Origin of the sequence: Candidatus Pelagibacter sp. HIMB1521 (assembly GCF_052047875.1) — a bacterium.
Lineage (GTDB): Bacteria > Pseudomonadota > Alphaproteobacteria > Pelagibacterales > Pelagibacteraceae > Pelagibacter.
The window spans coordinates 1-23,884 of the sequence record NZ_JBNAIZ010000012.1 but is presented as its reverse complement, the minus strand read 5'-3'; the positions used below and the strand labels follow the sequence as shown (position 1 = coordinate 23,884).

General features: G+C 29.9%; 29 protein-coding genes. 8 read left to right on the top strand and 21 right to left on the bottom strand.

Annotation, left to right across the window (positions count from 1 at the left end; genetic code table 11):
• Positions 1-2 precede the first annotated feature (2 nt).
• The 6 genes from ACTTA5_RS05995 to mnmA all read right to left on the bottom strand — a co-directional run bounded on the left by ACTTA5_RS05995 (position 3) and on the right by mnmA (position 6,129).
• Positions 3-746, bottom strand: coding sequence for an aminotransferase class IV (locus ACTTA5_RS05995; RefSeq protein ID WP_440648675.1), 744 nt, complete (start codon positions 744-746; stop codon positions 3-5).
• Positions 700-1,266: an aminodeoxychorismate/anthranilate synthase component II gene (locus ACTTA5_RS05990; protein WP_440648673.1), complete on the bottom strand. Its 567-nt coding sequence runs from the start codon at positions 1,264-1,266 to the stop codon at positions 700-702. The genes ACTTA5_RS05995 and ACTTA5_RS05990 overlap by 47 nt, the downstream gene beginning before the upstream one ends.
• Positions 1,263-2,477: a chorismate-binding protein gene (locus ACTTA5_RS05985; RefSeq protein WP_440648671.1), complete on the bottom strand. Its 1,215-nt coding sequence runs from the start codon at positions 2,475-2,477 to the stop codon at positions 1,263-1,265. Before ACTTA5_RS05985 ends, ACTTA5_RS05990 begins: the two co-directional genes overlap by 4 nt.
• On the bottom strand, positions 2,455-3,675 hold the full coding sequence (locus tag ACTTA5_RS05980) for an MFS transporter (protein ID WP_440648669.1): 1,221 nt from the start codon (positions 3,673-3,675) through the stop codon (positions 2,455-2,457). The genes ACTTA5_RS05985 and ACTTA5_RS05980 overlap by 23 nt, the downstream gene beginning before the upstream one ends.
• Complete coding sequence (locus ACTTA5_RS05975; protein ID WP_440648667.1) at positions 3,672-4,847, bottom strand: trans-sulfuration enzyme family protein; 1,176 nt, start codon at positions 4,845-4,847, stop codon at positions 3,672-3,674. The genes ACTTA5_RS05980 and ACTTA5_RS05975 overlap by 4 nt, the downstream gene beginning before the upstream one ends.
• 163 nt (positions 4,848-5,010) lie before the next feature.
• Complete coding sequence (gene mnmA, locus ACTTA5_RS05970; protein ID WP_440648665.1) at positions 5,011-6,129, bottom strand: tRNA 2-thiouridine(34) synthase MnmA; 1,119 nt, start codon at positions 6,127-6,129, stop codon at positions 5,011-5,013.
• Between the two features lie 41 nt (positions 6,130-6,170).
• On the opposite strand from mnmA, the gene ACTTA5_RS05965 reads away from it, so the two are divergent.
• The 3 genes from ACTTA5_RS05965 to ACTTA5_RS05955 are packed head-to-tail and all read left to right on the top strand — an operon-like array spanning position 6,171 to position 7,252.
• Positions 6,171-6,341: a DUF3553 domain-containing protein gene (locus ACTTA5_RS05965; protein ID WP_075506600.1), complete on the top strand. Its 171-nt coding sequence runs from the start codon at positions 6,171-6,173 to the stop codon at positions 6,339-6,341.
• Between the two features lie 3 nt (positions 6,342-6,344).
• Positions 6,345-7,109 (top strand): 3'(2'),5'-bisphosphate nucleotidase CysQ family protein, encoded by a 765-nt coding sequence (locus ACTTA5_RS05960; protein WP_440648663.1) that lies wholly within the window; start codon positions 6,345-6,347, stop codon positions 7,107-7,109.
• Positions 7,109-7,252, top strand: coding sequence for a hypothetical protein (locus ACTTA5_RS05955; protein ID WP_179850440.1), 144 nt, complete (start codon positions 7,109-7,111; stop codon positions 7,250-7,252). The genes ACTTA5_RS05960 and ACTTA5_RS05955 overlap by 1 nt, the downstream gene beginning before the upstream one ends.
• Here the strand turns inward: ACTTA5_RS05955 and ACTTA5_RS05950 are convergent.
• On the bottom strand, positions 7,244-7,807 hold the full coding sequence (locus ACTTA5_RS05950) for a regulatory protein RecX (RefSeq protein WP_440648661.1): 564 nt from the start codon (positions 7,805-7,807) through the stop codon (positions 7,244-7,246). The genes ACTTA5_RS05955 and ACTTA5_RS05950 overlap by 9 nt on opposite strands.
• A 24-nt stretch (positions 7,808-7,831) precedes the next feature.
• Here ACTTA5_RS05950 and ACTTA5_RS05945 point away from each other — a divergent pair, with 24 nt between their 5' ends.
• Both ACTTA5_RS05945 and ACTTA5_RS05940 read left to right on the top strand, forming a co-directional pair.
• The gene (locus ACTTA5_RS05945; RefSeq protein ID WP_440648659.1) at positions 7,832-8,305 is read left to right on the top strand and encodes an ABA4-like family protein; all 474 of its coding nucleotides are present in this window, start codon (positions 7,832-7,834) and stop codon (positions 8,303-8,305) included.
• Positions 8,298-8,876 (top strand): 2-hydroxychromene-2-carboxylate isomerase, encoded by a 579-nt coding sequence (locus ACTTA5_RS05940; protein WP_440648657.1) that lies wholly within the window; start codon positions 8,298-8,300, stop codon positions 8,874-8,876. Before ACTTA5_RS05945 ends, ACTTA5_RS05940 begins: the two co-directional genes overlap by 8 nt.
• On the opposite strand, the gene ACTTA5_RS05935 is transcribed toward ACTTA5_RS05940, so the two are convergent.
• Entirely contained in the window at positions 8,873-9,217 is a 345-nt protein-coding gene (locus ACTTA5_RS05935; protein WP_440648655.1) for a rhodanese-like domain-containing protein, read from the bottom strand. The two genes, ACTTA5_RS05940 and ACTTA5_RS05935, sit on opposite strands and share 4 nt — an antisense overlap.
• A gap of 56 nt (positions 9,218-9,273) precedes the next feature.
• On the opposite strand from ACTTA5_RS05935, the gene bcp reads away from it, so the two are divergent.
• Positions 9,274-9,741 (top strand): thioredoxin-dependent thiol peroxidase, encoded by a 468-nt coding sequence (gene bcp, locus ACTTA5_RS05930; RefSeq protein WP_440648653.1) that lies wholly within the window; start codon positions 9,274-9,276, stop codon positions 9,739-9,741.
• 54 nt (positions 9,742-9,795) lie between these two features.
• Here bcp and ACTTA5_RS05925 read toward each other — a convergent pair whose 3' ends face one another.
• The 13 genes from ACTTA5_RS05925 to panB form a co-directional block, all read right to left on the bottom strand.
• Entirely contained in the window at positions 9,796-11,088 is a 1,293-nt protein-coding gene (locus tag ACTTA5_RS05925) for an ammonium transporter (RefSeq protein ID WP_440648651.1), read from the bottom strand.
• Positions 11,089-11,315: 227 nt separating this feature from the next.
• Entirely contained in the window at positions 11,316-12,617 is a 1,302-nt protein-coding gene (locus tag ACTTA5_RS05920) for an ammonium transporter (RefSeq protein WP_440648649.1), read from the bottom strand.
• A 145-nt stretch (positions 12,618-12,762) separates the two neighbouring features.
• Positions 12,763-13,038, bottom strand: a complete 276-nt coding sequence (locus tag ACTTA5_RS05915; protein WP_075506581.1) for an HU family DNA-binding protein — start codon at positions 13,036-13,038, stop codon at positions 12,763-12,765.
• 157 nt (positions 13,039-13,195) lie between these two features.
• Positions 13,196-14,308, bottom strand: coding sequence for an RIP metalloprotease RseP (gene rseP, locus ACTTA5_RS05910; RefSeq protein WP_440648647.1), 1,113 nt, complete (start codon positions 14,306-14,308; stop codon positions 13,196-13,198).
• A gap of 44 nt (positions 14,309-14,352) precedes the next feature.
• Positions 14,353-14,805: a hypothetical protein gene (locus ACTTA5_RS05905; protein ID WP_440648645.1), complete on the bottom strand. Its 453-nt coding sequence runs from the start codon at positions 14,803-14,805 to the stop codon at positions 14,353-14,355.
• A complete protein-coding gene (locus ACTTA5_RS05900; protein ID WP_440648643.1) occupies positions 14,805-15,347 on the bottom strand; it encodes a hypothetical protein in 543 nt (180 codons plus the stop codon). The genes ACTTA5_RS05905 and ACTTA5_RS05900 overlap by 1 nt, the downstream gene beginning before the upstream one ends.
• A gap of 480 nt (positions 15,348-15,827) precedes the next feature.
• On the bottom strand, positions 15,828-16,034 hold the full coding sequence (locus ACTTA5_RS05895; protein WP_440648641.1) for a hypothetical protein: 207 nt from the start codon (positions 16,032-16,034) through the stop codon (positions 15,828-15,830).
• A gap of 6 nt (positions 16,035-16,040) precedes the next feature.
• Entirely contained in the window at positions 16,041-16,817 is a 777-nt protein-coding gene (locus ACTTA5_RS05890) for a sterol desaturase family protein (protein ID WP_440648639.1), read from the bottom strand.
• A 59-nt stretch (positions 16,818-16,876) separates the two neighbouring features.
• Complete coding sequence (locus ACTTA5_RS05885) at positions 16,877-17,764, bottom strand: phytanoyl-CoA dioxygenase family protein (RefSeq protein ID WP_440648637.1); 888 nt, start codon at positions 17,762-17,764, stop codon at positions 16,877-16,879.
• 22 nt (positions 17,765-17,786) lie between these two features.
• Entirely contained in the window at positions 17,787-19,112 is a 1,326-nt protein-coding gene (locus ACTTA5_RS05880; protein ID WP_440648635.1) for a TRAP transporter large permease, read from the bottom strand.
• Positions 19,109-19,615 carry a TRAP transporter small permease subunit gene (locus tag ACTTA5_RS05875; protein WP_440648633.1) on the bottom strand — a complete coding sequence of 169 codons (507 nt, stop codon included), beginning with the start codon at positions 19,613-19,615 and terminating at the stop codon, positions 19,109-19,111. The genes ACTTA5_RS05880 and ACTTA5_RS05875 overlap by 4 nt, the downstream gene beginning before the upstream one ends.
• Positions 19,616-19,672: 57 nt before the next feature.
• Positions 19,673-20,725 carry a TRAP transporter substrate-binding protein DctP gene (gene dctP, locus ACTTA5_RS05870; RefSeq protein ID WP_440648631.1) on the bottom strand — a complete coding sequence of 351 codons (1,053 nt, stop codon included), beginning with the start codon at positions 20,723-20,725 and terminating at the stop codon, positions 19,673-19,675.
• Positions 20,726-20,818: 93 nt separating this feature from the next.
• A complete protein-coding gene (gene panB / locus ACTTA5_RS05865; protein ID WP_440648629.1) occupies positions 20,819-21,682 on the bottom strand; it encodes a 3-methyl-2-oxobutanoate hydroxymethyltransferase in 864 nt (287 codons plus the stop codon).
• Positions 21,683-21,755: 73 nt separating this feature from the next.
• Here panB and ACTTA5_RS05860 point away from each other — a divergent pair, with 73 nt between their 5' ends.
• Positions 21,756-22,397, top strand: a complete 642-nt coding sequence (locus tag ACTTA5_RS05860) for a GntR family transcriptional regulator (protein WP_440648627.1) — start codon at positions 21,756-21,758, stop codon at positions 22,395-22,397.
• 3 nt (positions 22,398-22,400) lie between these two features.
• Positions 22,401-23,738, top strand: coding sequence for an FAD-dependent oxidoreductase (locus ACTTA5_RS05855; protein WP_440648625.1), 1,338 nt, complete (start codon positions 22,401-22,403; stop codon positions 23,736-23,738).
• Positions 23,739-23,884 lie beyond the last annotated feature (146 nt).

Genomic DNA, 23,884 nt, shown 5'->3' with positions numbered 1-23,884 from the left:
ATTTAAATTAGAGTATTATATATTTTTCTAAGTTTATTAAAGGAAACATTATTTCGACTTTTCCATTTTAATTCATCTATTTTTGACACTGACATAACTACCTTTCCTGATCCAATAAGAATTATTTCTTCATAATCATTAATTTCTTTAATTGATATATCTTTAAAATTAATTTTAACTTTTTTACTTATAAACTTAAGTGTATTTCCAAAATAACAATTTTTTTTTGGAGAAAATATTTTTCCATTTTTAACAAAGACTAAATTTGAAGTGCCTGTTTCTAATATTTTATTGTTTGCAACTAAAGCAATATCAAATTTAGAAGAGTCGACCTTACTAAGTTTTGCTAAAATTTTTTTGTAATAAAGATTTTTATAATTTGGCTCAACTCTTTTATATTTAAATAATAAAAGACTAAAATTTTTTTTAATTTTTGGTCTTTTTCTTATAGATACAGATATTAGTTTTTTATTTAAAGCAATTCTAAATAAATTATCAGGACCTTTGTAAAGTGTATTTTTTTTAATTAGATCTAAAATAATATTCTTTAAGTTTTTTTTTCTAATTGCATATTTTTTTGTAGATTTAATTAAGTTTTCAATATGTGGTTTTAACAATATTAACTTGGGAGGTTTTCCAACCATACGCATTGTTGTAAATACACCTCTGGATCCCCAAAGATCTTTAAATGCAACTTCTTTAAGATTGCTTAGCTGATAAGATTTTTTTAATAAGAGTGTTACCATTTTCTGTTAAAAAAGATTCTGGATGAAATTGAAATCCGTATATTTTGTTTTGATTATCCTCAAGGCCCATTGGTATTTTTGTTTTACTACATCTCATAGTTATTTTAATAGAATTTGATTTAAATGGCTCCATTAATTTTAATGAATGATATCTTCCTACTTTAAACTGTTGATTATGTTTAAAAATTTTACTTTGATTATTTGTTTTTATTTTAGATTGAAAACCATGGTAAATTTTTTTCTGTTGTATTATTTTGCCACCCTCATTATGTAAAATCATTTGATATCCAAGACAAATACCAATAATTTTTTTCTTTCCTTTATATTTTTTATAGATTTTTGAGGTAGTGGGATAATCCATTGGTGATCCGGGTCCTGGTGATAAAACAATCACATCACTTCTATCAAGTAATCTATCATTTACTTCATAATAGTTTGAGCAAATTACTTTATCAAATTTTGCAAATTGATGAACAACATTCCATGTGAAAGAGTCTTGATGATCAATTATGTAAATCATTTAAATAACTCCAATAAAGATTTTGCTTTAATATAATTTTCGTTAAATTCTTTTTTTGGAGAGCTATCTAGCACTACTCCAGACGCAGCTGAAATCTCTGATTGATTTTTATAATTTAATATAGATCTGATTATAATATTAAACTTCATGTCTTGATTAAATTTAATAAATCCAAAACTCCCAGTAAAAATATTTCTACTTTCTTTTTCTTGATTATTTAAAAGTTCTAAAGTCCTAATTTTAGGACAACCAATTACAGATCCACCTGGCATCATTGCTTTAATAATATCAATCAATTTAGTATTTTTATTTAATATTCCACCAATTGAAGTCACATAATGAAAAAGATGCTTATATTCCTCGACATATTTTTTTTTAAGTATTTTTACACTTCCAGGTTTGCAAATTTTGGATAAATCACTTCTTTCCATATCAACTATCATGTTGTGTTCTTTGGTTTCTTTCTCATTATTTTTAAAATACCTAAGAGCTATACTTTTATTTGATAATAATTTTTTCTTAAAGGTACCAGCTATTGGTTTGGTAATTATTTTATTTTTTTTCTTATCTATTAATGTTTCAGGAGAACAACTTACTATAGAGTAATCCTTATCTTTAATCATAAATGACTCTGGTGAAGAATTAACTCGCATTAATTTCCAAAAAAAATTAACAGGATTGATTAAAGATTTATTCTTATATTTTGTGCAAATTTTAATTTGATAAGTCTCTCCTTGTCTTATTTTTTTTGAAAATAATTCAAATATTTTTCTATATTTTGCATAAGAAATATTAATCTTGAAAGGACTTAGTATTTGAGTTTTATTAAATTGATAATTGAAGGTGTGTTTTTTGATATTAGATATAACTTTAATATCCTTTCTAATTTTAATTATTGTCTCGGGTTTATAAAAAATTCCTTTATAAAAATTTATTCTTTTTTTATTTTTTAATTTAATACCAATTAAATTACATAAAATTTCATAACCAAAAAAACCAAGATATAAATCTGTTTCTTTTTTAAACTTTTTTTTCTCGATGGAATTAAGAAATTTATATATATTTTTTTTTGTTAAAATGATCTTTTTAGAAAAATCAGTATAAATATTGTATCCACCATCTACTTTATAAATTATTAAAGGCTTATCTGATTGATACAGATCCTCTAAGTAAGGGTTGAATTTAAGTTTATGCTGGCTGTGTTCTTTCAATTGCTTTCTCTACTATAGGTAAGTGTATCAGACCTGCAAATAATGATAATGCGATAGATCCGTACCATGCATAGTCAAAATTTCCATTTAATTCATAAAATACACCACCTAGATATGCTCCTAAGAAAGAACCAATTTGATGGCTTACGAAAACTATTCCATATAAAAGTCCAACGTATTTTGTGCCAAATATATGGGCCACAATTCCATTTGTTGGAGGAACTGTAGATAGCCATAAAAATCCAAAAGTAACTCCAAAGACGACAGAATTAAATATACTTGGTGGTAAAAAAATAAAATAAATAATTGAAACTCCTCTTAATAGGTAAATTGCACTTAATATTTTTTTCTTACTATACCTTGTTGCTAAATAGCCACTCGTAATCGTACCAGCCATATTAAATACACCAATTAAAGCTAGCACCATTGCTGGTGTCCAGTCAGGCAAACCTTTGTCTGCCATATAAGTTGGAATATGTGTTGCTACTAAAGCAATATGCCAACCGCAAACAAAAAAACCTAAAGTAAGATAGATAAAACTTTTATTTGCAAATGCTTCTTTTAAAGCTTCTCTTGCAGTTTGATTGTTATCTTTATTAACACCAACTGGTATTTTTGGAGTGCTAACAAATAAAGATATTACCAAGCCAATTCCTAAAAGAAGAGAAAAGTATAAAAGAGTATTTTCCCAACCTGTTTCAACTAAAGAATATCTTACAAGTAAAGGTGAAACAAAATATCCAAAAGAACCTGCACATGTAACTATACCTGTTGCAATAGTTCTATTAGATGCTGGAAAATGCTTAGCTACAACTGATACAGGAATACCTATTGCCGTAGAACCTAACCCAATTCCTATCATTACTCCTATAGTTAAAGTAAAGTAACTTCCAGTATTAAATCCAGAATAAAAAAATAAAACTCCAACTAAATAAAAAACAAAACCAATAAATATTGCAACTGCTCCTCCATACTTATCAGTAATTACACCAAATAATGGACTAAATACTCCCCAGAGTAATAACTGCAATCCCATAGCAAATCCAAAATGAGAAATAGAAATATCTAAGTCAGTATTGAAATCAAAATAAAACAAACCAAAAGTCTGTCTTATACCTAAAGAAATTATTACTACTATCGATGCAGCTATTAGAGTAATTAAAGCTTTTTTACTTATAGTAAAATTTTCTGAGCTCATTTAAGACTTTTGAGAGCTTGTTTTATATCAGCTATAAGATCTGCTGGATCCTCTAAACCAATATGCAGTCTAACTATGTACTCGTTTTTAGCTAATTTAAGATAGCTTCTATTTCCTTGTTCTCTAACATTTTGATGCAATGCTAAACTTTCAAACCCTCCCCAACTGTAACCGTGTCCAAATAATTTTAAATTATTTACAAATTTAACAACTGCCTTTTCACTTTTGGCTTTAATTCTTAAACCCATTAAACCTGAAGCACCTGAATAATATTTTTTCCACATTCTAAAATTGTAAGAGTCTTTTTTGTATGGATACAATAATTTTATATTTTTAAATTTAGATAAAAATTCTGCTACTTTTTTTGCATTTTCTCTATGTCTATCTAATCTTACATCTAAGGTTCTTAATCCTCTTGTAATTAAATAAGCATCATCAGGTCCTAATCTTAAACCTGTAACTCTTTCAGTTGCTTTTACTTTTGGAAATACCTTTTTATTAACCGCTAAACTTCCACCCATTACATCAGAATGACCTGAGTAATATTTTGTTGCTGAAACAATTGCCATATCAAAACCGAGTTTAATAGGTTTTAAAAAATATGGAGTTCCCCATGTATTATCAATTGCTGTTAAAATTTTATGTTTTTTTGCGATGGAGACAATCTTCCCTAAATCTTGAAAATCAAAAGTGTTACTTCCTGGGTTTTCTACAAAAATTAATTTAGTTTTTGTGGTGATTGCTTTTTCTAATGTCTTAAGATCGTGTGGATCATAAAAAGTTGTTTTGATATTAAATTCTTTTAAAAAATCTTGTGTCAAAAGTCTTGTTGGACTGTAAACTGGATCAGCTGCAATAATTTCATCACCAGGTCTTGTAACACTGAAGATTGCAAGGAATACTGCTCCAAATCCAGTAGGTGTTAAAAAAGTAAAATAACTCTCTTCAAGTTTAGATAAAATTTGCTGCAAAATATGAGTTGTAGAAGTTCCTTGTCTTCCATAATCAAAATGTCCACCTGTTGGGTTTTTTTTTGCCTTGTCTTGTGTTTTTCTAATATCTTGCATCGATTTGAATATAATCGTTGATGCACGTACAATTGGTGGATTAACTGACTGATTATGAAAGTCTTTCGCTGTATGTTTTAAAAATGTTTTAAAAGAATTACTCATAATAAAATTTGATATGTTTAAAAGACAATGCTATATCCCGTAAAAAACGTCAATAAATTAATAAATAGGACTAAATGAGTTATCCGAAGAAACATAGGGGTCGAAGAAAACAAGGCTCCAAAAAGAGAAGAGCAAAAAGAAAAAATAAGAAGAAATAATTCTTTTATTCTTTAATCCAACCACCGCCAAGAACTCTATGACCATATTGGTCTTTGCTATAGAATACGCATGCCTGTCCTGGAGATATTCCATCCTCAGGATTTAATAGATGAACATTTGCAGTATTATTATCTTTTAAATCTACTTTTGCCTCAAGAAGACTACCTGTTGATCTAACCTTTACAAATATATTTTGATCAAGATCTTTTTCATCAGTTAATAAATTTAAATCTTTTAAAGATATTTCTTTTTTTCCAAGGTTTTCTTTAGGCCCTACTATAATTTCATTTTTATCTGAATTTATTTTTAAAACATATAAAGCTTCTTTATCTGAAACCTTAATTCCTTTTCTTTGTCCAATTGTAAAATTAATAATACCATCATGAACACCAATTACTTTTCCATCTAAATTTTTAATGTTCCCTTTTTGAAAAGAGTCTGGTCTAAATTTTCTAATTACTGATGCATAATCTCCATTAGGCACAAAACAAATATCCTGACTATCTGGTTTATCAGCTACATTTAAATCTAGCTCTTTAGCAATTTCTCTTGTTTTATCTTTTAACATTCCACCTAATGGAAATCTTAAATAATCTAGCTGATCTCTTGTTGTGTTAAATAAAAAATAACTTTGATCTCTATTTTCATCAATTGCTCTGTACATATTATTGGTGTTATTTGATGTAATATTTTTTACATAATGTCCTGTAACTAATGCATCTGCTTTAAGATCTTTTGATACTTCAAATAAATCTTTAAACTTTACTGTTTGATTACATTGAACACATGGAATTGGAGTTTCACCTTTTAAATAACTATCAACAAAGTTATCTATTACTCCTTGTTTGAATTTATCTTGATAGTATAAAATTTTATGCTCAATACCTAATTTATGAGCAACACGTTTTGCATCCATTATATCTTGACCTGAACAACACTGTTTAGATTGCGCTACTTCTTTTCCATCATCATAAAGTTTAAGAGTTATTCCTATAACTTTATAACCTTCGCTTTTCATAATTCCTGCTACAGTTGACGAGTCTACCCCACCAGACATTGCAACAACGACTGTTGTATCTTCAGGTTTTTTGTCAATTCCGATAGAGTTTAATTCTTTATTCATTAGGTGGTATTTATACTGATTTACAATATAAGTTAAATTAAATGATTTTAGATTATGAACCAGGTGACAAAGTCACTAATCCTGAGAATAAAGACTGGGGTATTGGACAAGTACAATCAATCATAAAAGATAAGGTTACTGTCAATTTTGAAAATGCAGGTAAAAAAGTAATAAACGCAAAAAATATAGAATTAAAAAAAATTGGTAAATAAAAAATGGACTTACAAAAAATTATTGAAAATTTAGTTGATGCTTTTTTATCAGCAGGAGATTTATCTCTTCAGCTTAGAGAAAAAGGATTAAGCAAAGAAATTAAATCTGATAATACACCAGTAAGCAATGGTGATATTGAAGTAAATAATTTTATTTCTTCTCAAATATCAAAAGTAACACCTGACATTCCAATTATTTCGGAGGAAACTTCTGAAAATAAAGATAACTCTAAATTGAAAGATTTTTGGTTGGTGGATCCTATAGATGGAACGTATGATTACATAAACAATTTAGAGGAATTTACTATTAATGCAGGTTTAATTATTAACAATAAACCTGTTGCGGGCTTAATAAATGCTCCTGCTAAAAAAAGAATGTTTTATTCATATGGGAAAGGCAAATCTTTTGAGTTTGCTAATGAAAAAACAATAAACCTTTCTGAGTTAAAGTCTAAAAAAACAGAGCCACTTAATTTCATTTCTTACAGCAATAAAATTAAACCTGAGATACAAAAAATTTATGATGAATTAGGTGTTAAGGAACATACTAGAATGAAAAGTTCTTTAAAATTTTGTGTTGTTGCTGCATGTGAATTTGATGGTTATGTTGCTGAGCCTAGAGCTTACGAATGGGATATTGCAGCAGGACATGCAATTTTAGAAAATGCAGGGGGATCTGTTAGAGACTTTAATGGGAATGATATTTTATATGGTAAGAAAGATTTAAAAAATCCAAGTTTAATTTTAAAAAGTAAAAATATAATTTAATGGATGAGCAATTAAGAATTATTTTAATTATAATAGTATCTGTATCAATTTTTGGATTACTAGTTTTTGTTTTTGTTAAAAATTATATTAGAAACAAAATAAATCATCTTGTTGATGAAGAGAAAAAAAGAAAATTAAAGTAATTTAATTATCTTTTCATATTCATTTTTATCAATATCCATTACTTTTTTTGATGTTTCAAAATCAAATCCGTTTCTTGCAAGTAAAGAAATATCTTTTTTATAAAACAAAGTTCTGTTATCCTCTGCTCTTGCTGGTCCTATTCTCTTTTTCTTACATAATTTTATTGCTGAAAAGAAATCCTGATCAGAATTATCTTCTTCTATTTTCTCAACTGTATCTTTAATAAAACCATTATCAATTCCTTTGCCCATTAAATAATTTCTAATTTTATTTATGGAATTTCCTCTTTGGATCATGCTCTTAGCTTTACTTTCTGAATAAAATTGATCATTAATAAATTTATTTTTTTCTAGATCAGATAGAACAATATCAATTAATTTATTTACATCTTTTTTTCTAGAATCTGTTGCAGAAAGTTTCATATATTTTTTTAATAAATATGTTTTAAGCTGTTGTTTTGAAGGTGCATATTTTTCAACATAAGCAAACGCAAAATTCCTCATTTCATCAACAGTAACTTGAAGTGTTTTTCTCTTATTTCTTATAGGAATCATTGTTAGATTTTATATAATATAAACATGATCGAACAAATTTATAACTATTTCACAATTGATGTGCTTTATATGTGGATCAATTTAGGAGTTATACCTTTTTGGTTCATCTTAATTGTATTTCCCCAGTCTCACTTGAGCAGATATGTAGTAACTACTATATTTCCATTTCTATTATTAAGTGGGGTTTATATTTATATTTTGTACAGATCTTTCACCGTTGGTTATGACTTCGATGCTAATTTTAGTTTATATCTTGGTTTAGTTGAGTTATCTCGACTGTTTGAAGATAATCTATACCTAACTCTTTTCTGGACTCATTTTGTAGCTATAAATTTATTTGTTGGTGGATGGATAGTTAAAGACTCTCAAAAATACTATGTAAATAAAGTATTAATGTCAGTTCCTTTAATAATTACATACTTAATTGGTCCTATTGGTTTGTTTATTTATTGGATAATTAGAATATTTTACGCCAAAAAATTAAATCTATATGAGTAATCATATAGATTTTTATTTTGATATCATCAGTCCTTACGCTTACATCGCATATAAAAAAATTTTAAAAATTAACAATGTTGATTTTAAATTAAAGCCAATATTGTTAGGTGGTCTTCACAACTTAGCAGGTATTACTGCTCCTGCATTTAACAAATATAAAATGAAAAATATGCAAAATGATTGTGAGCTTGTTGCAAAAAAAAACAACATTAATTTCAAGTGGAATTCTAGATTTCCAATAAACTCTTTAAGTATAATGAGAGGCTATCTTTGTATTGAGGATAATAAAAAAGAAGAATACTTAAATAGTTTTTTTGAAGCTTATTGGAATGAAGATCAAGATTTGTCCAAAGAAGAAAATATTAAAATACTATTAAAAAAATTAAAAATTGATGAGAACGATTTTTTTAATTCGATTAGTAACCAAAACATTAAAGATAAATTAAAACAATTAACACAAGAAGCTTTTGAAAAAGAGATTTTTGGAGCTCCAACTTTTATAATAAATAATAAAATTTTTTGGGGTCAAGACCGTCTAGAATACGCTTTAGATGAAATTAAAAATATTTAGACTATTTTAAAACCACTATTGCTAATAGATCCAAAACCACCGTCAATGTGAGAGATGTTTTTAAAACCTTTTTCAGTTAAAGATTTTACCGACATTTCAGATCTGATTCCTCCAGCACAAAACAAAACCACTTCTTTATCTTTATCAATTTGACCATTTTTATAAACATCACTATTAGGATCAAGAAGAACTTCTAAATTTCCCATAGGTATATGGTTAGCTCCTTCAACTTTTCCTGTAATTTCTAATTCATTTAATTCTCTAATATCAATTAGATTGCATTTGTTTTCTTTAACCATTTGATAAGCTTCATCAGCATTTATAGTTTTTATATCACTCATAAAATTTAATAATTTTATTTTAAAATATCAAAAAAGGACTATATAGCTAGAGTATTATGTTAAAAATAAATTCTAAAGCACCTAGTTTTGTTATTCCATCAACTTCAAAAGATAAATATTCTTTAAAAGACTCACTTGGAAAATATGTAGTTTTGTATTTTTATCCAAAAGATGACACACCTGGATGCACAATTGAAACTAATGATTTCAATAAATTATTAGCCAAATTTAAAAAGCTTGACTGTGAAGTATACGGAATTTCAAAAGATAGCTTAAAAAGCCATGATAAATTCAGAGATAAATACAAAATTAAATTTGATCTACTTGCAGATGAAGAGATTAAAGTATTAAAAAAATACAAGGTCTGGGGTAAGAAAAAATTTATGGGCCGTGAATTTATGGGGATTAATAGAACTACTTTTTTAATTGATAAAAAAGGTAAAATTCTAAAAATCTGGGAAAACGTTAAAGTAAAAGATCACGCCAAAGAAGTCCTAGAAACATTAAAAGATATTTCAAAATAAAAAAAGGCCCCTTATTTCTAAGGAGCCTTTAATTGTTATATATATAGAGATATTTTAGTCTCTTATTGCGTAAGCTTTAACACCAACTTCAGCAACATCAGTTCCAAGTTTTTCAGCTTGAGAACTAATTCTAAGACCAATTGTTTGTTTTAGAACTTTAAACGTGATGTAAGAAAGTATGAAACTAAAAGCACATACCGCTATTACACCTGTTAACTGAGTTCCAAAATTTGTATCTGAATTACTTAATGGCACCACTAAAGTTCCAAAAATTCCAGCAAATAAATGAACAGGAATTGCACCTACAACATCATCAATTTTTTTACTTTCTAAAAATTTTGTACCAAAGTACATGATGATTGATCCAACAGCTCCAATAGCAATTGCAAGTACTGGACTTGGAGTTAAAGGTTCTGCTGTAATTGCAACCAAACCTGCTAATGCTCCGTTAAGCATCATTACAATATCAGTTTTACCACCTAATAATCTTGTAACGACTGCAGCAGTAACAGTACCGGCAGCTCCTGCTAAATGAGTGTTGACTGCAATTTTACTAATTGCATTTACATCATCGAACGTTCCCATTGCAAGTTGACTAAAACCATTAAATCCAAACCAACCAAACCACAATAAAAAAGTTCCTAATGTAACAAGCGGTATTGAAGATGCTGCAAAAGGTACTAAAGATTTTGTTTCACCTTTTTTATTAAATCTTCCTTCTCTTGCACCTAATAATATTACACCCGCTAAAGCAGCTGCTCCACCACATGCATGAACTAAAGTTGAACCAGCAAAATCAGAGAAGCCTGAAGTTGCTAACCAACCTCCGCCCCACTGCCAACCCATTGAAATAGGATAAATGATGCCGGCCATGATCGCTGCAAAAATAAAAAATGGCCAAATTTTAATTCTTTCTGCTACAGCACCAGATACTATTGATGCAGTTGCACATACAAACATTGTTTGGAAAAACCAATCAGAATAATCTGAATAACCTGTTGAAAGTTCAGAAGCATCACTCCACATTGAGAATGATCCGATAAACCCTCCTTCAGGAATTCCGTAAGCTAAATTGTAACCACAGAAAAAAAATATTAATGAACAAATTGCAAACTTACCAATATTTTTTGCTGCAATTGTTGAAACACTTTTAGTTGTCACCAGTCCACTTTCAAGCATACAAAAACCTGCTGCCATGAATGCAACTAAAACACCACCAAGATAAAATCCTAATGAATTGAAAATATATTGTCCTTCAGCTGACATTGTTGTTTCTGCTGAAGCTAAATTATTAAAGCTTAAAAATATTAATAAGCTTAATGATATTTTTTTTAAATGATTAATCATTATCTCTCCTTTTTTTGATCATGTCGTTTTAATAAACATTAAAATTTTAAGTACTGCTGATAGGTCAAAAGAGTTATGAGAAATAAGCATATGTGTAAAAAAAAGGCCCCATTTCTGGGGCCTTTGGTTATTAACTAACTAGAGAGAGATATAAGTTAATTCTTTGTTTAGAGGCTCTTCAATGAGATAACGACATGGAGATCGAAGAGCCTCTATATTGCATGCAATTAGTCACGTATTGCGTAAGCAATCACACCTGTTTCAGTAACGTCTGTACCTTTAGTTTCAGCTTCTTTACTTAATCTGATTCCAAACGTACCTTTCATTATTGACCATACGATGTAAGACACAGCAAACACAAAAATGTTAATTGAAAGTACACCAATTAATTGTGCACTGAACGATGCATCAGCGTTTGTTAATGGCACTGCAAGTGTTCCCCAAATTCCAGCAAATAAGTGAGCTGGGATTGCACCTACAACATCATCAAGTTTAAAGCTAAATAATAATTTAGTTCCAAACACTACGATTAATCCACCAACAGCTCCTATTAAAATTGCTGCAAATGGAGATGGTGCTAATGGTTCTGCAGTGATTGCTACTAGACCACCAATTGCTCCGTTTAACATTTGAATAACATCTGTTTTACCGTACATTAATCTTGTAATGATACCAGCGGCCATTACTCCACCACAAGCTGCAAGGTTTGTATTGATAAAGATTGATGAGATCGCAACTGCATCATCAAAAGTACCTAATGCTAATTGTGAACCACCGTTAAATCCAAACCAACCTAACCATAGGATAAATACACCTATTGTTACTAATGGAATTGAAGATGCAGCAAAAGGTTGTAACGCTTTTGGTTGACCTTTACTGTCAAATCTTCCACTTCTAGCACCTAACAACATGATACCAGCTAAAGCAGCTGCACCACCAGTTGAGTGTACTAAAGTTGAACCAGCGAAATCAGAGAAGCCGATTTCTGCTAACCAGCCTCCACCCCACTGCCAACCCATAACGATTGGATAAATAATTCCAGCTAAGATAGCTGCAAATAAGAAGAACGGCCATAACTTGATTCTTTCAGCCATAGCACCTGAGCAAATTGAAACTGTTGTTGCACAGAATACCATTTGGAAGAACCAGTCTGAACCATCTGAATAACCAGTGTCAATTGCACTTGCATCTGACCATGGTGTAAACGATCCAATGTATCCGCCTTCTGGAATACCATAAGCTAAGTTGTAACCAACTAGCCAAAACATAATTCCAGCAATTGCATACAAACCAATATTCTTTGCACAAATTACTGAAACACTTCTTGAAGTTACCATTCCAGATTCTAACATTGCAAAACCTGCTGCCATGAACATGACAAGGAAACCACAAATTAAAAATAGTAGAGTGTTAAATATAAACCCCACTTCAGCAGAAACAGTTGTCTCTGCCATACCTGCACTACTCATACTTAGTAAAAATACTAAACTTAGTAATGGTGCAGATATTCTCTTTATTATTTTAGTCATAAGACCTCCACTTGTTAAAGTGATGGTTTATAAATTTAAAAAAATTAAAAACTAACGCTGATTAAGAAAATTGGGTATGCAGTTTTTGCATATAGTAACAGCCCTAAACGTTTTTTTTCAATCGTTTAGGGCTGTTAAAAAAATATTATCTATTGAATACTTCTTTTAAAGCTTTTGCTGGTAAGAATTTTACCTTCTGAGAAGCAGCGATTTGAATCTGCTCACCAGTTCTAGGATTTCTTCCAACTCTAGCTTTTCTTTTAGCTACTTTGTAAGTACCAAATCCAGCGATTTTCACTGAATCATCACCTTTTAGTGCATCTAAAATAGTGTTGGTAATTGTATCAAAAGTTCGCTCAGCGTCTGCTTTGCTCAAGTTTAATGAGCCAGAAAGCTTTGCTACTAGTTGTTTTTTGTTCATTTTAGCTCCGGTTTTGTTGGTTAATATTGATACTTGTCATAAACATTGATAAATCAAGCTTTTTTTTAGTGTCTTTATTAAATGAATACACAATATATTGTTAAAAATTAAATAAACGTTGATTTTATTGATCTTTTTAACAGTTTATAAATTTAAATTATCTAAATAAACCAAGGTCTTTTAGGTCATTAAAGGTGGTGAAAAACATCAATGATAGCAACAAAAACAATCCGATTCGAAAAAATCCTTCTTGTGTTTTTTGAGACAAAGGTCTTCCCAAAACCTTCTCAAATGCATAAAACATTAAGTGTCCACCATCTAACATTGGTATCGGAAACAGGTTAATTAAGCCTAAACTTATTGAAATATAAGCCATCATACTAATAAAAGCTAACACCCCAAAAGTTGCTACTTGCCCTGATATTTTTGCAATCCTAATAGGGCCACCCAGTTGCGAGGTATCTGCTTTCCCCATGATCATTCCACCAATGTATTTTAATGAGGAAACGCTTACGAAATAAACTTCATTTGCTGCATGGTACAATGCTTGTGCTGGTCCTAATTTAACATGATTAATTTTATCATTGTAAGCACTTAATTTTATACCAACCATTCTTTTATTAATTTTATTTCCTAAGCCATCTTCACCTTCAACAATATTTGGTTTTACTTTTAAAATTAATTCTTCATAAGAACGCTTAACTTTAAAATCTATCAAGTCTGATGTTGACATTGTGATGTATTTAGAGACTTCCATGATGCTTTTAACTTCATTGCCATCAATTTCTAAAATAATGTCTTGGTTTTTTAAGCCTCCAACCATTGCAGGGCTATCTTTTTGAACTTCGCTAATTACAGCAGGAGTAAAATCTTTTCCAACAAAAGTATAAATACAAAAGAAGATTGCTAAAGCTAATAAAAAGTTTGCCAAAGGACCACCGAATACAATTAAAACTCTTTGATATAAAGGTTTTAAAATAAATAATTTATCTCTCTCTTCTTCATTATATTTTTCTAAAATTTCTTCATGATCAGCTTGTGAATACACATTACGATCTCCAAAAAATTTAACGTATCCACCTAATGGTATTGCGCATACTTTCCATCTAGTTCCATGTTTATCATTCCAACCAAATAATTCTTTACCAAAACCAATAGAAAAATCAGTGACCCCAACTCCATATTTTCTTGCAAAATAATAGTGTCCATATTCATGGATGAATACAACAACTAAAATAAGAATTAAAAATGGAACTAAATAACTAAGCATATTTATATATTTTAAGTTAATATCAAATTAATCACAACCCCTCATTACCAGTAGTAAGTCTTGGGCTTTTGAACATCTTTTAAAAAAGACTTAGAATGACCTAATCGTCCTCTATTAATAGGCTCAAAATTAGTAATAAATCTCATACCTCTCAAAGGATCTTTTCTAATAGGCTCAATAAAAGTAATTTTTGGTTTATTATGTTCTTCTCTGATCTTTTTAATCTCCTCTGCCCTTTCAAGATTTCTTTTCTTTATATATTTATCTATTTCTTTTTCATGATCAGATTTAACTTTTTCTTTTTTAATTTCCTTAAGTTTAATTTTATATTTTAAATCTAAATTTGGCTTCGTTTCACGAACTTCTTTTTTGTCTAATGTCTCATATCTTTTGCAGGCATCTTTAACCATTTGATTAAAGTTTGGCTTCGTTTCACCAAATTTTCTTTTACGAGAATTAGATTTTTTATATCTAGAGGCGTACTTTACTTTCTTCATTATCTGCCTCCTTTCTTTCTTTGAAGTTCTTTCAACTTCTCATAAAGTTTAAAATATTTAGAAAGAAGTCTGTCTTCTATAGTATTTAATTTTAAAATAGCGCTGCCGTCATGACAGTCTCTTGCAAAAGAAAGTCCTGATTTTCTAACAATAATATTAGAAGATAACATCATGGTTTTGTCTCCTCCTTCAACAATTTCTGCTATTGGCTCTTTATATTTATCAGCCTCATACTCTTGCATTTCATGATTTAAAATTCCTGCTTCAATGAAAGGTATTCTTTTAGATCTTATAGCAATATCAATCATTTTAGAGACTATAAGTTCTTGCTGAATACCTATAGGCTTTAACTCTTTACTTAAGCGATCAATGATATCGTTAATGTCATCAACATTTTCACCGATAACAGCAATTTTACTACCATAAAGTCCATGTTTAATAGAGTTTAAGCTAGACTTTAATTTTCCTTCATTGCTAACAGGTCCTGTAGATTTTTTAGAATTTCTTCTGTTAGCTAATATTTTCTTCTTACTTGTTGGCATAAGTGCTCCTTATAAATTTTAGTCATAGAGTTCCCTCTATGAAGATTAATAATTTAAATTTGAAAGGCTCACCTATTAGGCATTATTTAAGGCCGCATAGTATTTACTATGAACTTATTTTCTAACACAAAAAAAAAATTAAAAAACTGAACATATGTAGAACGCGACAATTTAATAATCAATAAAAATCACTCAATAAACACTTGATAAGATATCAATGTAATCGTTGCGGATTTAATTGTAAAAAAATATTGTTAAATAAATCATGAATTGTAAATGTGTTTTAATAAAAAAAATTAACTAGTGTGCAAATTCAATAAGACCACAGAAATTATTTTGAAGTCTTATTGATTAGTTGGTAATAAAAAAAAACAAAAAAAGAGAAATATTTAAAAAATATCACTAACCTTAAACGATTAAAACATAATAATTTAAAGCAACTTTTTTTTAAAATTATAAAAAAAATATTAAAAAAAATTTCTAATTTTCTAAATTTTCATCATAACCTGCAGTAGTTTTTTTAGTAACAACTTCAGGAAATATCCATATTCCAATTATCATAAGTGGAGCAAGTGCTGCAATAGATAGGATTAATGATTTATCACCAAGAAAATTCTCAAATAAAATTACACCTATTGCAACAAGCACCACATAAGAAGTCAAAAAAATTTTGATCTTAATTGGCATTAAATATTATTTTTGATTTTGTTTATCAGCTAATACTTCTTCCTTTATATGTTTTGTATTATATCCATTAAAAAAAGTACCAAACAATCCTCTATTTAAATCTGAAGTACCAAAAAGCCAGTCAGCAAATGGAAATGTCAAGTTCATGTTAAGGCCCATCATTATACCCTTATTGTGATGAGCTGCATGATGTCTTCTGATTGTATTGATAAAAGGAAAGTTTCTTACAAACCAATTATCTTCTACATGGCAGCAAAAATGCATAAATTCATAAAGAAGATAAAATGAGGTAGTTGAACAAATGAACAACCATCCAACATTAGGAGAAATCAAATAAGATAATACTATCACACCTGGTGCAGACAATAATGTGATGAATATTGCTAAAGCATAAGGAGGAAATACGGTCACTCTCCAGTCATGAGCACCTGCAAACCTCATTTCTTCCTCAGTAAAGAACTGGTGATGCTGCAAAGTATGTCTGGAATAAATTGCTCTAGCACCTGGAAAGTTTTGAGGTTTATGCATTACAAATTTGTGTATCCACCATTCAAAAATATTTGCACCAATTAATGTTACCGGTACAATTAACCATTCCCACCATTGGATATTATTTAAATGTGAAATAAAATAATAAAGTGCTAAAGCACCAATTGCGTAAACTAATAGCACATGCACATAACCGTTATAAAAACCTTTTAAATTTGATCTATATACATCTCTAAATTCTTTTTGACCTCTGTTAAAATTTCCATTTTTTAATTCTAAATTTTCTGCACTCATTATGTTCCTTTTAAAATTTGTTAATATATCTGTAATATATCACAACTTGCTAATTTTTGTCAATTACCTCTTTCTTTTTGCTGTATAGCAAAAATTGATGAATAGCCATTTGACCAATTAGGTGGAATAATAAATTCACCAGAATCACACTTAATTTTATTATCATATATTCCCCTAACTATAGCTTGTTCATATTTAGATTTTAATGGTTGAGGAGTAAACGGTACAGAATCTCCTGAACTTAAAACGTAGAGCATTAGGGGCCTTGACAACTCTGAGTTGTTAGGTTTTGATCCATGAACGGTTCTGTAACTGTGGATTGTTATTGATCCTGCTTTTCCTTTTAGTATTTTTTTATTTTCTAAATTAACTTCAGCTAAATTTTTTTCAGATATATTACCTAACCATTTACCTTCATCATAATGATCAATAATATTTTTTTTATGAGATCCTTTTATAATTTCTAATGGGCCTTGAGCTTCAGTACAATCTTCAAGATAAACACCAATTGTAATAACAGAGTCATTTGTATGAGGAAAATAAGGCTTATCTTGATGCCATTTAACTTCTGTGCCGCCTTTGGGGTTTTTAAAGTTTAACTTAGATTGATAAAATCTGACTACAGGTCCTAAAATATCTTCAGCAACATCGCCAATAGGACCATCGGTCAATAATTTCCACAAGTCATCATTATAATCACATGGACTAGATACTCTTCTTAGTTTTGGACTTTCTTTTGTATGATCAGGTTGAATGTCGTATATTGCATTAGATTTACTTAAGCTTTTACTTTCATTTATGAAATCATTCACAGCTTTTTTACATTTTAGAATCCATTCATCATTAAGAACATTTTCAACGTTAATACCGCCATCCTCAAAAAACTCTAACCTTTGCTCTTGAGTTATAAACTTAGGTTTTGATTTTAAAATATCTTCTTTTTTCATCTATATTATTTTATTCATTAATTTATTGGTTTTCAAATCCTAATAATTTGTCAGGTAACCAGGTAACTAAATCTGGAAAAATCATGACAATTGCTAAAGCAACTATTTGGATCCCTACGAAAGGTATTACTCCTTTATACATTGTATTAAGCTTCATTTCTGGGGGTGAGACTCCTCTTAGATAAAAAATTGCTGGTGCCATAGGTGGAGTTAGATAGCTTGTCTGAATCATTATTAAAACTAAAACACAGAACCAAACTGGATTAAATCCAATATCTGTTACTATAGGTGCAAATATTGGTATAAAAATTAAAAGAATTGAAATCCATTCAAGAAAAAAACCTGCAATAAATATTATACCTAAAAATGCAAACAATAATATCCAAGGTGACAAGTTTAGTGTGTTAACAAATTCTTTCATAATTGACATTCCACCTGATGCTGCAAAAACACCAGTGAACAAACTTCCAGCCATTAAGATAAACATAATCATTGATGTAACAGTGATAGTTTTAATTAAGGCATCTTTAAAAGTTTTAAGAGTAAATTTTTTATAAAAAATTGTAAGAATTAAAGAGCCAGCAGCTCCTAATGCAGCCGCTTCAGTTGGTGCTGCAAAGCCAAGCATAATAGATCCTAAAACTGCAATAATCATTAAAATTGGAGGGACTAAAGCTTTAATAGTTATCAATATTTTTTCATTAAAACTTAGTCTGTCTATTTCATCTTCTTCTGTAATAGTCGGTCCATTTTCAGGTCTAACTATACAAAGAATTAAAATATAAGTTATATAAAGTGCTGCTAAAATTAATCCAGGAAAGATCATTCCAACCATTAAGTCTCCTATAGAAACATCTGCTATAGGTCCTAACACGACAACAACCACTGATGGCGGTATAATAGTCCCTAATGATCCTCCAGCACAAATAGTACCTGAAATTAATGAATGTGAGTATTTATGTTTTAACATTGCAGGGATAGCTAACAAACCAACAACAGTTTCAGTGGCACCTATCACTCCAGTAGATGCTGCAAAAATTATACACATAATAACTGTTCCAATTGCAAGACCACCAGGTAATCTTTTTGTCCACATGTGAATTGCGCTAAATAGTTGTTGAGCAATTCCAGATCTTTCGAGCATTGATCCCATAAATACAAATAAAGGCACTGCTGCTAAAATAAAATTAGATGCTATTCCCTCAATTTTAGAGATAAATTGATAAAACACAGCATCACCAAATGTTATTAAACCAAATGCAAAAGCTATGCTTATTAGCGATAGGGCAACTGGAAAACCAAAAAAGATTAAAGCAAATAATGCAGGAAACATCCACAATGAAATCATTTTTTATTTCTACCCTTTAAAATTAAAATTGACTTAAAACACTCTGCGAAAGATTGTAAAAACAAAATAAAAAAACTTAAAAACATAATGAAGTGCATTGGCCAAATTGGTGGATTCCAAGCAGAATGACCAGTGCTTTCACCACTTAAAAAAGAATATTGAGTATGTTGATAAAGTTTAAATGACAAAACACTCAAACAAGGAAGTATAAAAACAATATAGAATATCAAATCAATGATTGATTTTTTTTTATCTGACAATCTATTATAAAAAATATCTATTCGAATATGTTCTTGTTTTTTTAATGTTAAAGCTCCACCTAACAAAAAATGAAAACCCATTAGCAAGTAACCAAATTCATATGCCCAAATTGTAGGATTATTTAAAACGTATCTTGCAAATACCTCATAACAAGTTGCTACTATCAAAGGAATAATCAGACCTGAAGCAATATAGCCAGGAAAACAAGTTATAATTTCTATGTATCTTATGAGTTTATTCAAAAAAATTCTCTGCAATATCTCACCCTAAAAATTTAGGGTGAGATTATCTATTTTATATTATCTTACTTTTACGTTTCTGTACTTTCCAGAGTCCTTCCATCTAGAAAAATACTCATTTTGGTGATCCAAAACTTTCTTAAAGTAAGCATTTTCTTTAGCTACACCTTCGGCCCATTTTAAACCAGCTTCTCTACCTGCGTATTGAACTTCTGCATCTAGCTCAATGATTTCATTCCCTTTACTTTTGAAATATTCAAGAGCTTTTGCATCTTCATCTCCAATAGTTAACCAAGAATCCATTGTAGTTATAAATGCGGCATCTTTTATTAGTTGCTTATCAGCATCAGATAATTTACCCCAAGCCTTTTTATTTATTACCAATTCAAAAGGTGCTGTTGGTTGATGCACGCCTGGTATGATCACATATTTAGTAACTTTATCAAAACCTGGTGTAATATTTTCCCAAAGTGTTCCCCACTCTGTTGCATCAATTGTTCCTCTTTCAAGAGCAGTATAAACCTCACCTCCAGGCATAGTAACTGGTGAAGCTCCCATACCTTTAGAGATTTCTAGCCACGCTCCAGCCGTTCTAAGCTTTAAACCATTTAAATCATCTAAACTTTTTACTGGTTTTCTAGAGTGAAGAAATACTTCCGCAGTTCTAACGAATAGCGGCATTGAAATTAGGCCAAACTTTTGATCTCTGAATTCAGCTTGCATTTCTACTCCACCGCCTCTGTATAACCAGTGTAACATTTTTTCAGTATCGCTTGATCCTGCGTAGCCACCAAATAAAACTGTGGTCTTATCTTTACCCCAGTCATAACCCATCCATGTATGACCCATATCGGCAACACCATTTTTTACAGTTTCTGAAACTTTCAAACCAGGTCCAAGAGTACCAGCTGGAAAAACTTCAATTTGAATTCTTCCATTAGACATTTTATCTACGTTAGTTGCAAACGCTTTTGCACCAATTTCCATTAAAGGTCCACCACCCCAACTAGCGGCCATCTTAAATTTATGTTTATCAGCCGCAATTGAATGAGAAGTGAGTACTAATGAAAAAGTTGCAATTAATAAAAATAATTTTTTAATTTTATTAATCATAATTACCCTCCATTTAGTTAGTTAATAATAAAAGTATGCACAATTAACAAATTAAAGTCAATCAGTGATATATCTCAGATATACTATGAATAATTAATTTTGTTTTCTTTTTTCTACTAATGATAGAAATGTTTCGTATTCTTTATCAGAAACAGAGTAAGAATGCTCTTCGTCGGGAAATGATCCATTTTTAACTTCCTGAACATATTTCTTAAGACCGTTTACTGCTACTTCAGTTAAGTTAGCGTATCGTTTGGTAAATTTAGGTTTAAAATCTGTAAACACACCTAATAGATCATAAGACAATAGGATCTGACCATCTGTTCCACTCCCTGCGCCTATACCAATAGTAGGTATATCCAACTGTTCTGAAATAACTTTTGCTATTTTAGCAGGTACAGCTTCAAATTCTAACATAAAACAACCAGCGTCTTGAATTGCAAAAGCATCTTCAAGAATTTTCATTGCACCTTCTGCAGTTTTTCCTTGAAGTTTAAATCCTCCAAACATCGCAATTGTGTGTGGTGTTAAACCAATGTGAGATGCAGTCGGTATTCCAGAGTCTACTAATGATTTTAAAATATGTGCTTGTGATTTTCCTCCTTGAGGTTTCACGGCATCACAATCTGCTTCCTGCATAAATCTAGTAGCATTTTTTAATGCGTTATCTACAGTGTTATAGCTCTGGTATGGCATACAACCTAAAACAAATGTATTGGGCGCACCTTTTCTTACAGCTAAAGCATGCATTACCATCATATCCATAGTCGCTGGAATAGTACTTTTGTGCCCATGTGCTACCATTGCAAGTGAATCTCCTACTACACAAACATCTACACCTGCTGCTTCAGCCCAACTCGCAGAAGTATAATCGGGAACAGAGGAATAAACCATTTTTTCTCCTGAATGTTTTGAGTCTATTATCTCTTGAATTAATCTTTTCTTTTTTTCAGACATAAATATATTTGTGATATATCATAAACTAAGTTATTTTTATTGTTATTGTCAATAATTAAAATTAGATTTAAAAATGTCTAAAACATTAGCTGAAAAAACATACTCAATTATAGAAGAAAAAATTGTTAAACTGGAATATCAACCAGGATCATTCATCACTGAAAATTTTTTAGAAAAAAATCTTAAATGTGGAAGGACGCCAATAAGAGAGGCTATTCAAAAGTTAGCTGGCGAGGGTTTAATTAAAGTTTTACCTAGAAAAGGTCTACTTATAACAGAAATAAATATTAACGAACAACTAAGCTTAGTTCAAGTTAGAAGAGAAATTGAACGCCTAATGGCAAAACTAGCAGCTAAAAATTCAACCATAAATGAAAAAAAACAGTTTAAAGAAATATCTACTGCTATGAAAAAATGTAGGCAAAATGATACTGTTAAATTTATAAAACTAGATAGGCAAATGAATGATTTATTATCTTTATCATGTGGTAATGAATTTGTGAGAAGATCAATAAAGTTAGTAGCAAGTTTATCACGAAGGTTTTGGTTTTATAGAAACAAGGGTGAAATAGAAGATTTAATAGTAATGGCTAAATTACATTCTGCAGTTTGTGACGCAATATCTCAGGGTAATGAAAAATTAGCTCAATCAAAGTCTGATAAGTTAATGGATTATATAGAAAATTTCACGAAAGATTCTATTAACAATATATAACAAATGGAAATTGTTGATAAAAGAATTGTAGAAGATATTTCAACAGATGTTGTTGTTGTTGGAGGTGGAGCAGCTGGTGTAGCTGCTGCAAATACAATTTCAAAACAAAATTTAAAAGTTGTTTTAATTGAAAAATATGGTTTTTGTGGAGGTGGTGCTGTTGCTGGTTTGTCTGGTACAATTTGTGGTATGTATGAGGCCTCTGACAAGATAAAAAATACACCTAGTCAAGCTGTGTTTGGTTTTGCTGATAAATTTTCGGAAGTTTTGGAAAAAAAAGGTGGTTTGACAGAGCCAGTAGCTTATGGGAAAACTTTTACCAGAGTTCATGATCCTTTAGTTTGGAAAGATACTGCAGATTATTTTTTACAAGATAAAAATATTACAACTATATACCATGCAATAGTTACAAAAGCTCTAGTAGAAGGAAATAACAAAGTTGAAGGTGTACAAGTTTGGAGCAAACAAGGTACTTTTAATATAAAAAGCAAAATTACAATTGATGCTTCTGGTGATGCAGATGTAATTGCTATGGCAGGACTTCCTAATTTCATTGGTGATAAAGGTAAAGTACAAAACCCAACTATGATTTTTAAAATATCAGGTGTGGATATTGAAAGATTTAAAAAAATATATGGATTAAATTCAATAATGCCTCAAGAAGTAACGGATTTAATTATCAAAATGAATAAAGATAACAAATATAAACTCCCTAGAGCCAAAATTTGGTTATTCCCAACAACAAAACCAAATGAACTTTTATGTAATTGTACAAGAATAATTGGTGAGGATGGCAGAGAATTAAATTCGCTATTCTATAAAGATTTCACTGAAGCTGAAACTCAAGGTAGGAAACAAATTCGCGAATATGCAAAATTTTTTAAAGAAAATTTAAAAGGTTGTGAAGAATCTTTTGTAACTGATACAGGCACACAGGTCGGTATAAGGCAATCAAGACAAATTGACGGAGTTTACAAACTTAAAAATACAGATGTTGTTAATGGGAAAAAATTTAAAGATGGTATCGCAAGATCACCTTGGCCAATTGAGCTTCATTCTGGAAATAAACCAAAAGTTGAATGGTTGTTGGATGATGTTTACGAAGTTCCACTAAATTGTTTCATTCCTCAAAAAGGAGAAGGTATCATTGCAGCAGGAAGATGTTTATCAGCCGAGCATGAGGCGGTTGCATCAGCAAGAGTTACCGCACAATGTTTTAGCTATGGTCATGCTGTTGGGCACGCAGCCTCAATTTCAATAAACGAAAACATTTTATTAAGAGATGTAAAAGGAGAAAACGTAAGAGAAATACTTAACAAAGATGGGGCAAGATTAGATTAATGAAAATTAATTTTTAATTTAATATTTAAGAAAAAATAATAATTTTATTATCCCTTACATGAACCAAAAATCAGCTGAATATACTTATTTTTTTTTAAATTTATAATATAGAGAAAATAAAATAAGACCTACAAGGACAATTCCTA

What these genes read in the sequence shown, in the direction of transcription:
- ACTTA5_RS05995 (WP_440648675.1), bottom strand. Translation starts at nt 746, where the DNA reads ATGGTAACACTCTTATTAAAAAAATCTTATCAGCTAAGCAATCTTAAA.
- dctP (WP_440648631.1), bottom strand. Translation starts at nt 20,725, where the DNA reads ATGATTAATAAAATTAAAAAATTATTTTTATTAATTGCAACTTTTTCA.
- ACTTA5_RS05860 (WP_440648627.1), top strand. Translation starts at nt 21,756, where the DNA reads ATGTCTAAAACATTAGCTGAAAAAACATACTCAATTATAGAAGAAAAA.
- ACTTA5_RS05990 (WP_440648673.1), bottom strand. Translation starts at nt 1,266, where the DNA reads ATGATTTACATAATTGATCATCAAGACTCTTTCACATGGAATGTTGTT.
- rseP (WP_440648647.1), bottom strand. Translation starts at nt 14,308, where the DNA reads ATGCTTAGTTATTTAGTTCCATTTTTAATTCTTATTTTAGTTGTTGTA.
- ACTTA5_RS05890 (WP_440648639.1), bottom strand. Translation starts at nt 16,817, where the DNA reads ATGAGTGCAGAAAATTTAGAATTAAAAAATGGAAATTTTAACAGAGGT.
- ACTTA5_RS05885 (WP_440648637.1), bottom strand. Translation starts at nt 17,764, where the DNA reads ATGAAAAAAGAAGATATTTTAAAATCAAAACCTAAGTTTATAACTCAA.
- ACTTA5_RS05855 (WP_440648625.1), top strand. Translation starts at nt 22,401, where the DNA reads ATGGAAATTGTTGATAAAAGAATTGTAGAAGATATTTCAACAGATGTT.
- mnmA (WP_440648665.1), bottom strand. Translation starts at nt 6,129, where the DNA reads ATGAATAAAGAATTAAACTCTATCGGAATTGACAAAAAACCTGAAGAT.
- ACTTA5_RS05945 (WP_440648659.1), top strand. Translation starts at nt 7,832, where the DNA reads ATGATCGAACAAATTTATAACTATTTCACAATTGATGTGCTTTATATG.
- panB (WP_440648629.1), bottom strand. Translation starts at nt 21,682, where the DNA reads ATGTCTGAAAAAAAGAAAAGATTAATTCAAGAGATAATAGACTCAAAA.
- ACTTA5_RS05935 (WP_440648655.1), bottom strand. Translation starts at nt 9,217, where the DNA reads ATGAGTGATATAAAAACTATAAATGCTGATGAAGCTTATCAAATGGTT.
- ACTTA5_RS05980 (WP_440648669.1), bottom strand. Translation starts at nt 3,675, where the DNA reads ATGAGCTCAGAAAATTTTACTATAAGTAAAAAAGCTTTAATTACTCTA.
- ACTTA5_RS05900 (WP_440648643.1), bottom strand. Translation starts at nt 15,347, where the DNA reads ATGCCAACAAGTAAGAAGAAAATATTAGCTAACAGAAGAAATTCTAAA.
- ACTTA5_RS05975 (WP_440648667.1), bottom strand. Translation starts at nt 4,847, where the DNA reads ATGAGTAATTCTTTTAAAACATTTTTAAAACATACAGCGAAAGACTTT.
- ACTTA5_RS05960 (WP_440648663.1), top strand. Translation starts at nt 6,345, where the DNA reads ATGGACTTACAAAAAATTATTGAAAATTTAGTTGATGCTTTTTTATCA.
- ACTTA5_RS05880 (WP_440648635.1), bottom strand. Translation starts at nt 19,112, where the DNA reads ATGATTTCATTGTGGATGTTTCCTGCATTATTTGCTTTAATCTTTTTT.
- ACTTA5_RS05955 (WP_179850440.1), top strand. Translation starts at nt 7,109, where the DNA reads ATGGATGAGCAATTAAGAATTATTTTAATTATAATAGTATCTGTATCA.
- ACTTA5_RS05940 (WP_440648657.1), top strand. Translation starts at nt 8,298, where the DNA reads ATGAGTAATCATATAGATTTTTATTTTGATATCATCAGTCCTTACGCT.
- bcp (WP_440648653.1), top strand. Translation starts at nt 9,274, where the DNA reads ATGTTAAAAATAAATTCTAAAGCACCTAGTTTTGTTATTCCATCAACT.
- ACTTA5_RS05925 (WP_440648651.1), bottom strand. Translation starts at nt 11,088, where the DNA reads ATGATTAATCATTTAAAAAAAATATCATTAAGCTTATTAATATTTTTA.
- ACTTA5_RS05915 (WP_075506581.1), bottom strand. Translation starts at nt 13,038, where the DNA reads ATGAACAAAAAACAACTAGTAGCAAAGCTTTCTGGCTCATTAAACTTG.
- ACTTA5_RS05895 (WP_440648641.1), bottom strand. Translation starts at nt 16,034, where the DNA reads ATGCCAATTAAGATCAAAATTTTTTTGACTTCTTATGTGGTGCTTGTT.
- ACTTA5_RS05950 (WP_440648661.1), bottom strand. Translation starts at nt 7,807, where the DNA reads ATGATTCCTATAAGAAATAAGAGAAAAACACTTCAAGTTACTGTTGAT.
- ACTTA5_RS05920 (WP_440648649.1), bottom strand. Translation starts at nt 12,617, where the DNA reads ATGACTAAAATAATAAAGAGAATATCTGCACCATTACTAAGTTTAGTA.
- ACTTA5_RS05905 (WP_440648645.1), bottom strand. Translation starts at nt 14,805, where the DNA reads ATGAAGAAAGTAAAGTACGCCTCTAGATATAAAAAATCTAATTCTCGT.
- ACTTA5_RS05965 (WP_075506600.1), top strand. Translation starts at nt 6,171, where the DNA reads ATGATTTTAGATTATGAACCAGGTGACAAAGTCACTAATCCTGAGAAT.